This window comes from Rufibacter tibetensis, from assembly GCF_001310085.1.
In the GTDB taxonomy this organism is placed as follows: domain Bacteria; phylum Bacteroidota; class Bacteroidia; order Cytophagales; family Hymenobacteraceae; genus Nibribacter; species Nibribacter tibetensis.
In genome coordinates this window covers 1,499,070-1,511,158 of sequence record NZ_CP012643.1, presented here as the reverse complement: position 1 = coordinate 1,511,158, position 12,089 = coordinate 1,499,070, and the positions used below count along the sequence as shown (strand labels likewise).

Sequence of the window (12,089 nt, the reverse complement as noted above, 5' to 3'; positions counted from 1 at the left end):
AAAAACATTGGCGGCAGACTGAATAAAGCAGACTTAGTAACCTCAACAATCGTTTAGCCATCACTGTAAAAGTTTCCAAACCGGTACCAGGAACGGAAACGAGTAAAGTTGCCTCGTCTCGTAAAACGGCCGTGGGGTGAGAAATTTGATGCTGTTTGAAAACATTGTCCTGATAGCAATGCTGCTGTCCCAGATGGTCATCTCACAAATTAAAACAAGTAGTTGTTTATGAGATGGCATTTGTGAGAAATAGGCTAAACCATGCCGAAACTTTCACTTCCCTTCTGTCAAGTTTATGCCTATTCTGATTTCATTTAAACGATCGTGGCTGTTGCACAACCCTGTGCAATCGTCCATTTCTAAGGTAAAATCCGAATCCGTGCTTCCGGGTTGACTCTCAGTTCAGGAAGAGCGCCCCAGAGGTGAAAGAATAGCTTAGGAAAGCCCGATAATGCTCCTTTTGCAGCGCCATTGCCTGGCCTTCTGCCTTGACGGAGTTGAACTTCAGGTACTTCTTCAGGTTGAAGGCGACAGCAGCCATGAGCATCACCTTGCGGGCCCCTGCTTTTCCCCGCACGCCTACCTTCCTCATCCCATAGTGATGGACCAAGGTCCCGAAGACCGGCTCCACAGTGCTTTGCCGGAGTCCCTTCATGCGCCTGCCCCGGGTACTTTCCTGCCGCTGCAATGCCCTGCGGTACTCCTTGTCGTAAGCGGTTCGGCGGATCTGGCGGCAGGGGCTCTTGGGGGCGCAGGAAGACTTGAGGGGGCAATTTTTGCAGTCCTGGTAACGGGCCAGGTAGACCTTCACCAGGCCGCCGTCCGCAGTGGTGTCGTAACTCTTAAAGGGCAGGGCCTTTCCTGCCGGGCAGGTGAAGCAATCCGCCTGCTCGTCGTAGGGGAACCCTTCTATCTCGGGCTTGTATTTGCCGAACACCGGTATCCAGCCGGTGATACCCCGCTGCTCCAGCAAAGCGTAGTTGGCCCCGTTGGAGTAGCCCGCGTCGGCCACAAGGTCCTGCATGGGAAGTTGATGGTCTTTCAGCCTCTGCTGCAGCTTCCCTACGATGCCGGGCAGGTGCTGGCTGTCCCTGCCGTCGGCGAAGTCCGCCTGCACATGGCTGATCACGCCCTGCGCCGTGTCCACGGCCAGGCTGCAGTGGTAGTTGAGCTTCCGGGCCTTGCCGGGCTTGACGGAGATGCGGGCGTCCGGGTCCGTGGGACTGTAGTGTGTCATATTGCTCACCAGGCGTGCCTTACCGTGGCTTGCACCCGGCGAACCGACGGCCCCCTTTAGCTTCTGCTGATATTTCTCCAGCTTCTTGAGCTGATGCTCCGAGGCGGAGATGACCCCCTGCTGTTTGCCCTCTTCGCCGTTTTCCCTTCTGACCCCGGCTAGGTGCATCCGCACGGACTCCTTCGGCTGTTTGACAAGCAGGCTCTCCATCGAGGCGTTGGCCTTGATCGGGGCCGAGTCTATGGCTTGGGTATGGCCAGCCACCATGCCCCTGTCGGCGCACAGGCAGAAGACCTTTTCAAACAACGACTCGAATAGGGCCTCGGGGTAGAGTTGGCGAGTCCGGGAGAGCGTGGAGTGCCAGGGCAACTCCTCGTCGATGTCGTAGCCCAGGAAGTAGAGGATGTCCATCCGCATGGAGCAGTGCTCGACCAGTTTCCGGTCGGAGGTGATGTTCTCCAGGTAGCCGGTGAGCATGAGCTTGAAGAAGACTACTGGGTCGATGGAGGGGTTGCCGGTTCTGCCGTAAAGGGTTTTGGTGTCCCGGTAAAGGAACCCCAGGTCAAGCGTTTCCTTCAGACGCCGGTAGAAGTTCTCCCTGGGGATGCGGCTCGACAACTGGAAACTGGTGAAGAGTTTTTCGGTATAGTCTTTTCTCCCTTGCATACCTTAAGATACAAAATCCTCCAGGTAATTGGAAGTGCAGTCCGCGTTAATCTCCGCCTAATGATGAGTTGTGCAACAGCCACGATCGTATAAATAAAATAAATTGGCCAAATATAAAACACGCTCATAAGGTGCTTTACATCCTTTACTGAAGCCTTTCATTTTTTCAAATTGCATTTTATTGAATTCCTTTGGGTAAGATGAAATACTATACCGCACTACAGTTGTAGGTGAGTGCTCGCCAAAGCCTAACCAACTGCTGAAAGGGGGATTTCTAAGATCAGCCCCTCACAACTCTGTCTTTACTTATGAACACTTGGAAAACACAATATCTACTGACAGGCTCTGCGTGCGCCCGCATTTGCGCTAACCCACCTGCACGCCTTTTCATTGTCTCCCTTTCCGAGTAATAATACCTACCACCCTAAATAAGTATATATGGCTATGATCCCAACATGCACTTCTCCAAACCGGAAATAGTGAGGGAATGCAATGAGCCACTCTGCAAGTTGGTAGTGCGTTTCATCATGTGCTTTTAGTAAAATATAGCTGTTTTCTGAGACAGTGGCTCTTGATTTGAGCTATTGATTCTGTCTATATACCCTTGAAAGTTATCTGCCCTATAAAGGGAAGGGGCCTAAAAAATCGGAGCAGGTCATACCGGGAGGCCAAATTTTTTTATTTAAAAATGTGCTGCATGCTCCCGTTCCTAGGGTACCTAAGCAGACCTCCCCCCGGTAGAGCGTTCCCGGACCCACCCCCCCTGTTAGCCTGACAGGTTCCCGAACCAGGCCAACTTACCCACCCCCCAGTCGGTCCAGCATCAACCCTTAACCTTACTGACCCATGGTAAAGATCACCAACGCCGCCCCTGAAGGGGAGGGCCTCGAGCTGGAGCTCACCGCCGGGTGCGAGGTCGTCGAGTGCCAGGTGACGGGGGAGCCCTTCCTGGTGGCCAAGGCCTGCCGCGTGCCGGCGGGCTCCAATGCGGAGTCGGCGGCCCTGCTCAGAGGGGCCACCCTGCCGGGCATCCTCGTGAAGGTCGCGGTGGAGCCCTACCAGTACCGCGACCCCTCCACCAAGCGGACACTCACCCTGCGCCACGGCTACGCCTACAAGCCCCATCCCCGCGACGAGACCCAGCTGGGGCTCACCCAGGTCGGGGAGACCTAGCGTTAGATTGCCCATTATCCAAGGCGGCTCCATCTGGGCCGCCTTTCCTTTTTCATTCACCCATCAATCATAGCCATCTATGCAGCTACAGAAAGCAAACCGGCGGCGGGGCAAGACCCGCCTGCTGCTCCAGTCCCCGAGTGGGGGCGGGAAGACCATGTCCGCCCTGCTCATCGCCAGGGGGCTGGCGGAGGGCGGCTGGCCCGGGGTCTGTGTCATCGACACGGAGAACCACTCGGCCGACCTCTATTCGGACCTGGGCGAGTATAAGGTGCTGCCCCTGCCGGCGCCCTTCACCCCCGAGCGCTACATCGAGGCGATTGCGGCCTGCGAGCATGCGGGCGCGGAGGTGATTATTATCGATTCCATCAGCCACGAGTGGGAGTACCTCCTGGATTTCCACGGGTCCCTGCCGGGCAGCTCCTTTGCGGCCTGGTCCAAGGTCACGCCCCGGCACGCAGCCTTTATCCAGCGCATGCTCCAGTCCCCCTGCCACATCGTCGCCACCGTGCGCGCCAAGACCGAGTACGCCCTCTCCGAGAAAAACGGGAGGCAGGTGCCCGAGAAGGTGGGGATGAAGCCCATCCAGCGGGAGGGCATCGACTACGAGTTCACCACCGTGCTGGAGCTGGACCTGCGCCACCAGGCCACCGCCTCCAAGGACCGCACCCGCCTGTTCGCGGGCAGGCCCCCGTTCATACCCACCGAAGAGACAGGCCGGCTCATCCTGGCCTGGTGCCAGGGAGGCTCCCCGGAGCCGGTGCAGGAGGAGCCAGCCCCAGATGATGAGGAAGTCCTCGGGCAGGTATCCCAATGCACCAGCTTGGGCGAGCTCACCGCCATTTACCACCGCTGCACTGAGGCGCAGAGACAATCCCTGCTGGGCGCCTTCCAGCAGCAGAAGCAGTTCATCCAGAAGTCAAGCCAGTTAACAGACCAATTACTTAACCAAACCATCCACCGAAATGGAAACGACGCACGCACCACTTAGAACCCACACTCCTGCCCTGCAGGTCATTAACCCTGAGCCAAGCCGCAAGGGCGGCTCCAAAGCCTTCATCGAGGCCAACACCACCGCCGTCTCCTTCGAGGAGCTCCGGGAGGGGCACATCATCCCCGTCTTCGCCAAGGACAACGAGCCGCTGGTCTCCCAGGCCGACTTCGTGCTGGCCGCCAAAGAGGCGGTCAGCGACCTGTTCCGGGGGGAGACCATCCTGGAACCCCAGCTCAGGGTCTCGCACCCCATCAAGGGCCGCGTGCCCGAGGCCCGCGACAAGCCCGCCGCGCAGCTGCAAGAGTGGGAGCGGACCCTCTACTACGAAAGGATGATGTTCTGCCTCGAGATCCCCTCTATCATGGACGAGATCGACGGCAACACCCTCACGCTTACCGTGGGCGGGGTGAAGGCCTACAACCTGGACAACCTCTACAACCGCAAGGGGGCCGTGGAGCACTTCAAGGTCTTCGTCGGCTTCAAGAACCTGGTGTGCACGAACCTGTGCGTGCGCACCGACGGGCTGCTGGCGGACCTGCGGGTGACGGACCTGAACCAGCTCAGGGAGGGCATCTACGACCTCTTGGGCAACTACGACCAGCACCGCCACCTTAGGCAGATGCAGGAGCTCTCGCGCTACTCCCTCACTGAGAAACAGTTCGCCACGCTCTTGGGCCGGTGTCGGATGTATAATCATCTCCCGGCGGGGGAGAGAAAGAACCTGCCGGCGCTGCTCTACGGGGACTCGCAATTGAATTCAGTTTGCAGCGACTACTACCGCGACCAGAGCTTCTGTAGGCAGGGGGACGGCACCATCAACCTCTGGCGGCTCTACAACCTCTTCACCGGGGCCAACAAGTCCACCTATATCGACCAATTCCTGGACCGCTCGGTGAACGCGCTGGACTTCGCCTCCCAGGTGCAACAAGCCCTGGACGGGGGCCGGGCCAGTTGGTTCCTGAACTAGGGAGGTTTAAACTCCTGGGGGTTACACCTCAGGGGTTTAAACTCCTAAAGTTTGAGTTTCAATCGCCACTTTGGCCTCCCTTTTGAAGCCTAGTGGGTTGAGGAAGGGATAAAATAAAAAAGCCACGCCGTGTCTGTGAAAACACGGCGTGGCATAAGTGGCATTGGCGTCAAGCTTAATGGAACATGTCAATGTACGCGTAGGTCGCCTCCCAGTCAATTTTATTATCCGGGACCTCCTGCTTGATGAACTCGCATAGCCCTAGGACCAATTCCCTGGTTACCCAGGACTTGGGGGCTAGGTCGAACACCCAGGTGCTGATGTAGCCTTGGGGGTACTTGTTCGCGTCACCCAGTTCCGCTCTCCTTATGTCATAGATGATGTCCCCGCCCTCGTTCAGGAAAGAGACGTATTGGGGCTCGATTTCGACTGTTACTGTCATTTTATCGTCTTTGTTGAAGTTATCTATTCTTTCTTTTTGCTCCTCTGCCACTGCCATTAATGCCAGGGGGCTTTTTTTGTAGCGACCTCTCCCAATCCTTTCCAGAGCGCCCGTCTGGACGAAGGCGCTCAGCCAGCGATCCCTCGTGCGGGGGGCGATCCTCAGCTTCTGAGCGAGGGCGTCAGCCTCCGCCTTGTGGAATTCGGCAGGCAACGTGGCGAAGAAGTTGTACTGGAGCCTGTTCTCTGTCTTTACAGGCTGGGAGGCAGGCATCCGCTGGAAGAGCTTCAGTGACTTACTGAAGGAGTACTCGGTCAGTTCCAGGCTGGCTGAGAAATCCTCCTCCGTGGGGTATATCTCACTTCCCAAGTCGGGCACGGTGCAGGTTTCCAGGTCGAAGTGCCGGGAAAGGGCCAGTATGGTGCAGAATCGGGCTGCCATCACCGAGTGGCGCCTGGCTATGCTCACGGCATATATTCCCCCGATAACGAAGGCCCGCTGCTGGAGCTCTTCCCCAATTTTGTCCAGCACGTCCCACTGGCTTTCGGTGAACTTGACCTCTACCTCCAGATGCTGGGTGTGCTTCCATAGGCGTAGGAACTTCAGCGAGAGCTCTTTGTAATGGTCTTCCATGGGTCTTTCGCCTTTCCTTGGCCTGGGGGAAACCCATTCCATCCGCGGGGTTGGCTCCAGGATCAGGAACCGGCTGAGCAGGCCGTCCTCGTTTCCCTTGAAGAGGCTCCTCACCTGGTTCTCCGTGCCCGAGAGGATGATGGCCATCTTCGGGGTATCCGCCGTCAGGGTCTCGCGGTCCCCCTTGCGGGCGGAGCTCACGGATTCGTGTTGGAACAGCTGCCGGAAAATAACTGAGTTCTGGGCTCCCATCTCCCCAGAGAACATGCCCGAGACGGCATCGATCTCGGTCTCCAGCATCACGAGTGGTATGTTTGCCCCATTGTCAGCCAGCTGCTGGATGAGCCTTGCGGAGGTGGTATTACCGGAGATCAAGATTAGGTACAACTTGGGGGGGGTAGGCGGGGCGATTGCCGTTCCTTTCTTCACGGCATGCTTGTACACCTGAAGCTCATGCTCGTATCTCTTGCACTCCGCCTCATATTCCTTGGCAAGGGAACGGTTTATCTCGCTGAGCAGAATCCTGCTGAACTCCAAGGCGCCCTTGCCGCTGGCGGGCGGCATGATCACCAATACGTTCAGGTAGGGGTAGTTGCGTTTCCCGCGGTAGATGGTGTACACGTTCGGGATCAGGGCGGCGGAGGTGGCCAGTGCCGAGAAGCTGGCGATGATCAGTTCCTGCGGGTCCCTGTGGGGGTGCAGGATCTGCTTGAAGAACTCCGGGAAGCAGCTGTACAGGGCCGCCAGATGCAGCCCGTCGTATTCCTGCGGGAGGTCAGGGCGCTGGTAAAGTAAATTAGGTGGTCTCATAGACATGTTTTTAATAGTTGCTGTGGAGTATCCTGTTCAGAGTGTCTACTGCATCCTCAGTGATAGCTTGATGCAAACAATGGTTTCCTTCGGGATCTTCGTCGTCCATGGAGATGAGGTGTCCAAGAGAGAGGAGAATGGAGAAGAAGCTTTGGCTTGTCCCTAGCGGGCCTTTCCCCAGCAGAAAGGAGTCAATGTCATGATGAGGGTGAGCCTTCTGTAATCCATCTATTCCATCACTCATGTAGAACCAGTGTGTGTTAGGGCCTAGCGCAGGCAATTCGGCCAAGAGGGTCAAATTGTAGGATTTGTTCATGGTTGTGCTGTTAAAGGGTTGAGTATTTTGGTTGGATCCCCGACACAGGGATAGGAGGTGGATGCCAACTGAATTGTTGGCATTTGTCAAATTTGGTTCTGTACTAACCTACCTTTTCCGGGAGGCTAATCCTTGCAGGGCTTGGCTTTGTAGTTGGGCTGTTGAGTAATTGGGTTTCCCCAGCACCCACTCGTCTATATCAACGCGTCTCAGGTAGAGCTTTTTCCCGTTAGGGCAGAAGCTAGGCAGTTGCCGTGAGCTGGTCAGCTTGTAGATCTGGGAGGTGCTCAGGTCTAGGTACTCCGCGGCCTCTCCCACTGTCAGGATGGGTTTTTTCAGGATGTTCTGCATGGCAAGCTGTCTTTCTAGGTCATCGAACCTTTTCAAGGGTAAATCAATCATGTCGTATTTTTTTGTTTCTGCAATTTTACGGCTTGTTTACTGAGTTTTAAGGCGGTCTTATAATAACTCAGTTTTACCTCAGTAGTATATAGAATAAAAAAAGCCGCAGGCGCGGCTTTTAATGAGTTTTATGGAAAATAGTGGGTGGAAAAAAGTAGAAAACTGAGTTGGGCTTTATAACCCTATACAGGTCTGGATTGCTTTTATGATGCTATCTATATTGCTTGTTTCTTTAGGTGGACCATTTCCCGATAAGGTGGTTTCAGGCCAAGGGTCGGTATTAGGTTTACAGAAAGCCTTTGCAACTGCTGACCATTTCTTCCTGCTATTAAAGCTTATAACTTCTTTTGACTCTAACTCTGAAATAAAATAGTGTAGTTGTTCTGCGGTTCCATGCCACTTTATAGGATCAAGGGTGAAGCCAGGCTTGAATGCACGCCTGAAGTGAGGCAACCTCAAAGTTTTATCTATTAAAGGAGGATCATGGTTCTGTAGTGACTTAAGCAAAACATTCAAACAATCTGGTTTTGTATGGTAGTGTTCATATCTGATTCCCTCATTCGAGTTTAACCTTTTCAAATCATCAATCACTTCCTGAGCACTATATTCCTTCTGTAGAGTTTCTAATTTTGTGGTTATTGTGCCTAATTCACTCTTAAGCCTCTCTGACAAAGAATCTATTCCTTCATTGAAATCCAAAAAAGTTATTTTAGGGTAGTCATCAGGGACAATCAACGACTTGGTCTTTGGTTCGAGTTTTAAATTTAGACTAAGCCTATGCTTGAATTTGTCTAAGGCCTCCAAGAATAATTCGTGCAGGTAGTGAGAGGAAGCCCTTAAGTAGTCAGATCTTTCATTTAAACTCAACTTGAGAGCCTTCTTCTTGAATTGATTATACCCTAAGAAAAGGACGTCTCCAAATTCTAAAGCAAAGGCAGCGAAGGTTGCATTGCCATTGACTTCAATCAATGCTCTATTGTTATAGTATAAATCTTCACTCGATAAGATATTGAAAGAAACTGTCGCTTTCTGTAAATAAATTAAGGCTTTGCCAAAAGCTATCTCTAAATCAGGTTGGGGGGTAGCTTTATTTTTCCTACTCATCTAGTAAATAAAACGATCAAATTTATCTTCAATTTTTATGCTTAAGCTGCAAATCCATACCCAAGCTCCGCTTGTTCATACAGATGCTGGAAGACAACGTCTGTCTTCTGTATGAAAATATTTCTTTCATAAGACGCTGGCAAATGTAAGTCGAGAATCTCTTGGATTTTGCGTCTCACCACTTCTTGGGTCTTCTTTTCCTTGTGCCACTCCTGGATCAAAATCTTATTCTTTGCATCATACAAAACGGTTAGAAGATCTTGGGCGGCAAGTTTTACCTTCTTTTCCTCTTCTTTTGTCAGAGATTTGTCTTTGCTAAGAAGGTCGAATATCTCCAGCTGTCCCTCTGTCATCCCTTCACGTGCAGCACGGGTCTGCTCCTCGCTAAGGTCCTCTGCCTGCTTCACTAATTCCTCGTATGCCTCCTCGATGGAAAGGCTTCCTGAGTTATAGTCATCAATTACTTTCTGAAAGCGCTCCAAGAATCCTCCACGCATTTTATTCTGCCTCATCATCTGCCGCATTTTCAAATCCATCACCTCACGCAGATTTGTGAATTCTATATTTTTGTATTCTTTCTCAGTAAACTGCTCACGAAGCTTCGCGAAGTTCAACTTGCTTAGATCAATCAAGCTTGCTGTCTTCATGATAACCCTTTCATGCGCTACTACTAAGTCTCCTTGCCCTACAATGCTAATATCCAGCAGTTCATCAATTCTTCTCTTGGCTCGCTCTGTCTCTTCATCTTGGTCGATTTGGCGATCTACTACTTTACGCAAGTATTCAAACACATCCCGTGCTTTCTTAATCTCAGGGTAGTCATAGATTTCAGGTTTTGCCGAGTCATAGAGTGAGGAGATAGTGTTTTCAAATAAATTCAGCTGTTTCCTATATTCATCCTTCTCCAAGATAATGTTAGCGTATTCATTGAACAGCTCTACTTCCCTAAACCCTTTCTCTCCAACAGCCAAGATAGAATCTATGTCGGCACCTAAATCCTTGCAATAACTTTTTGCTTCACTAATGGCTTCGTTCAAAATCTGGAGTAGTATTTCAAACTCCCGTACCGGAAATTCTTCGTCTGGATCTTCTTTTTTCCCCTTACTACCTTCCGCGTAGTCTGCCAAAGCCTTTTTTAGATTCCGGAATACCCCGAAGTAATCAATTACTAAACCATTCTTCTTGCCTTCAATCACACGGTTTGCCCTTGCGATGGTCTGCATAAGGGTATGATTCTGCAGTGGTTTATCTAAGTAAATCGTAGATACTGATGGTGCATCAAAGCCTGTTAACCACATAGCCGTCACAAAAACTATTCTATAGGTGTTGTTTGGGTCTTTGAAGTAGTCTTCTATATTTTGGCCATTATCACTTGGGTAATCCATAAGTCTGCGGTGCTTACGAATCTCCAAACCTGCTTTCTTGAAAACTTCCTCCTCTTCTTTCTCGCTTCCCTCTTGGCTAACGACGGCAGCCATTCGAGTTTCTTTCATGAATGTTATAGCACGTTCATAGCGTGTTTTCTTTTCAAGGTCAGTCTCAGCTTTGGCTTTCTTATGGAGTTCCTTTATTTCCTCTTTAAGATAATGCTGGACCTTTTCATACATTCTTACAGCCGTAAATTTATCAATGGAGATTACCATTGCCTTCATCGGTTTCCTGTGGCCGTTCTCATCTACGGCATCCAGGCGATAGGGGAAATGCTGTACAATGTGTTTGGCAATTTCATTAAGGCGGTCATCTCGGCGCACTACCTGCAGTAAGGTCGAATATTCCTTTTCTAGCTTCTTCTTCTGCTCTTCACTCAAGTTCTCCTCCTCTAGAATTTGCGCGGCCTCCCCAACTAAATTTTCATTTGCTTGCTCAACCCGGGGCACGCTCTTCTTGTAGAACATGGGAACTGTAGCCCCATCCTCTATGCTTTGAGCAAAATTATATTCTGATACGTATGGGCCGAACCAATCTTTGGTAAGCTCATTCTGCAGCAATGGCGTACCTGTAAAAGCAATGTACTGTGCCTTTGGCAGACCTATACGCATGTTTTCAGCTAAGCCTTTGTATTGGGTCCGGTGGGCTTCATCTACCATCACAATCCAATTATCACGATCAGTTAATTTCGGAAAGGTTCTGCCTTTTTCAATGCTAAACTTATGGATGAGTGTGAATAGATAGCTCCTGTTCGATTGCAAGTACTCTTGAAGCTTCTCTCGGCTGGAGGGGCGATAATAATTTTGCTTCTGTCCCTTTGTCTCAATTACTGTCTCGGTCTCTACAAAATTCCGATAAATTTGGTCATCCAAATCTCTCCGATCTGTAATGATGAGAAACGACCAGTTACCATTAAGTTTATAGTTTACCTTTTTGGAAAAGAAAATCATGGAGTAAGACTTCCCTGATCCTTGGGTGTGCCAGAATACCCCTAGTTTCCCATTCCGCTCCTCCTTTGTGCTGGCGGTAGCCAGCGAATGGAAAGCATTATTTACTCCAAGGTACTGATGGTTTTTGGCTAAGATCTTAACCTTGTTCTTATGGTACAGCACAAAGTTCTCAAAGTAATCCAGCAAGGTATCCTTATTGCAAAGGCCCTCCCCGAAAAGTTTTAGGCTTAACCGGTTATTGTTCTTCTTGCTGGCAGCTTCAACTTCACCTAAGGTCAATTGATTTTGGTCAACAGCTGTATCTTTAAGCTTTACCCAAGTAAAGAAGTGTTCCCAACCGGCATTGAAGCTACCAACCCTTGTCTCTATCCCATTTGATACGCACACGAAGAGGTTGTACCAGAAGAGCTGCGGAATGTCACGCCTGTAATCCTTAAGGTTTTTGTCGTAGCCTACTTTTGCTTTTTCGGTTGCGTTTTTCAGCTCAATCATCACTAGTGGTAAACCATTCACATAAAGCAATAGGTCTGGTCTTCGCGTTGTATTTTCTACTTGTAGGTATTCAATGCTTAGCTGAGATACGACTAAAAATTCATTGTCCTTACTTGAAGGATTTTCAAAATTTATGACTTGAGCATAGGCTGCTTGTTCTTTTCCCTCTTGGTTTGTGTAGGTTACCGGGACACCTTTTTTGATGAGCTCGTATATTTCCTTGTTTGCCATGATAGGCGTAAGGCTTGCACGGCTTCTGGCAAACTCATCCGCAGCAAAGTTAATGCAACTTGCTGGGAGGTCAGGGTTCAGGCGAGTTAAGGCACTTGTAAGTCTGTCACGTAGCACAACCTCCTTTAAACTTTCTCTACCTATTTTTTCAGGCTTCCAAGCATTGATATGTTGATACCCTAGGTGTTTTTCGAAGTATTTTATATCAGCCTCCTCAACATGAGACTCGTTTAGAAATGCCATT

Annotated in this window: 10 protein-coding genes; 3 read left to right on the top strand and 7 right to left on the bottom strand. The window is 50.8% G+C overall.

Going from position 1 to position 12,089, the window contains the following annotated elements; genetic code table 11:
• Positions 1–397: 397 nt before the first annotated feature.
• A complete protein-coding gene (locus DC20_RS05805; RefSeq protein ID WP_062542962.1) occupies positions 398–1,903 on the bottom strand; it encodes an IS1182 family transposase in 1,506 nt (501 codons plus the stop codon).
• A gap of 846 nt (positions 1,904–2,749) precedes the next feature.
• Between DC20_RS05805 and DC20_RS22805 the strand changes: the two genes are divergently transcribed.
• Complete coding sequence (locus tag DC20_RS22805) at positions 2,750–3,076, top strand: hypothetical protein (protein ID WP_157593061.1); 327 nt, start codon at positions 2,750–2,752, stop codon at positions 3,074–3,076.
• An 85-nt stretch (positions 3,077–3,161) separates the two neighbouring features.
• Here DC20_RS22805 and DC20_RS23350 read toward each other — a convergent pair whose 3' ends face one another.
• The gene (locus tag DC20_RS23350) at positions 3,162–3,311 is read right to left on the bottom strand and encodes a hypothetical protein (protein WP_245652367.1); all 150 of its coding nucleotides are present in this window, start codon (positions 3,309–3,311) and stop codon (positions 3,162–3,164) included.
• Between DC20_RS23350 and DC20_RS05795 the strand changes: the two genes are divergently transcribed.
• Together DC20_RS05795 and DC20_RS05790 are read left to right on the top strand one after the other, a co-directional pair.
• Positions 3,243–4,067, top strand: a complete 825-nt coding sequence (locus DC20_RS05795) for an AAA family ATPase (protein ID WP_245652351.1) — start codon at positions 3,243–3,245, stop codon at positions 4,065–4,067. The two genes, DC20_RS23350 and DC20_RS05795, sit on opposite strands and share 69 nt — an antisense overlap.
• The gene (locus DC20_RS05790; protein WP_062542959.1) at positions 4,042–5,037 is read left to right on the top strand and encodes a DUF3871 family protein; all 996 of its coding nucleotides are present in this window, start codon (positions 4,042–4,044) and stop codon (positions 5,035–5,037) included. The genes DC20_RS05795 and DC20_RS05790 overlap by 26 nt, the downstream gene beginning before the upstream one ends.
• A gap of 175 nt (positions 5,038–5,212) precedes the next feature.
• Here the strand turns inward: DC20_RS05790 and DC20_RS05785 are convergent, their stop codons facing one another.
• From DC20_RS05785 to DC20_RS05765, 5 genes are all read right to left on the bottom strand, one after another.
• Entirely contained in the window at positions 5,213–6,922 is a 1,710-nt protein-coding gene (locus DC20_RS05785) for a DUF3987 domain-containing protein (protein WP_062542958.1), read from the bottom strand.
• Between the two features lie 10 nt (positions 6,923–6,932).
• Positions 6,933–7,238 (bottom strand): hypothetical protein, encoded by a 306-nt coding sequence (locus tag DC20_RS05780; protein ID WP_062542957.1) that lies wholly within the window; start codon positions 7,236–7,238, stop codon positions 6,933–6,935.
• 108 nt (positions 7,239–7,346) lie between these two features.
• Entirely contained in the window at positions 7,347–7,640 is a 294-nt protein-coding gene (locus DC20_RS05775; protein ID WP_062542956.1) for a helix-turn-helix domain-containing protein, read from the bottom strand.
• Between the two features lie 174 nt (positions 7,641–7,814).
• Positions 7,815–8,744 (bottom strand): hypothetical protein, encoded by a 930-nt coding sequence (locus DC20_RS05770; protein ID WP_062542955.1) that lies wholly within the window; start codon positions 8,742–8,744, stop codon positions 7,815–7,817.
• 41 nt (positions 8,745–8,785) lie between these two features.
• A complete protein-coding gene (locus DC20_RS05765; RefSeq protein ID WP_062542954.1) occupies positions 8,786–12,088 on the bottom strand; it encodes a type I restriction endonuclease subunit R in 3,303 nt (1,100 codons plus the stop codon).
• Position 12,089: the final 1 nt, after the last annotated feature.

Bases quoted from the DNA above. Each gene is read 5' to 3' on its own strand.
- DC20_RS05805 (WP_062542962.1), bottom strand. From the start codon at position 1,903: ATGCAAGGGAGAAAAGACTATACCGAAAAACTCTTCACCAGTTTCCAG.
- DC20_RS22805 (WP_157593061.1), top strand. From the start codon at position 2,750: ATGGTAAAGATCACCAACGCCGCCCCTGAAGGGGAGGGCCTCGAGCTG.
- DC20_RS05790 (WP_062542959.1), top strand. From the start codon at position 4,042: ATGGAAACGACGCACGCACCACTTAGAACCCACACTCCTGCCCTGCAG.
- DC20_RS05785 (WP_062542958.1), bottom strand. From the start codon at position 6,922: ATGAGACCACCTAATTTACTTTACCAGCGCCCTGACCTCCCGCAGGAA.
- DC20_RS05780 (WP_062542957.1), bottom strand. From the start codon at position 7,238: ATGAACAAATCCTACAATTTGACCCTCTTGGCCGAATTGCCTGCGCTA.
- DC20_RS05775 (WP_062542956.1), bottom strand. From the start codon at position 7,640: ATGATTGATTTACCCTTGAAAAGGTTCGATGACCTAGAAAGACAGCTT.
- DC20_RS05770 (WP_062542955.1), bottom strand. From the start codon at position 8,744: ATGAGTAGGAAAAATAAAGCTACCCCCCAACCTGATTTAGAGATAGCT.
- DC20_RS05765 (WP_062542954.1), bottom strand. From the start codon at position 12,088: ATGGCATTTCTAAACGAGTCTCATGTTGAGGAGGCTGATATAAAATAC.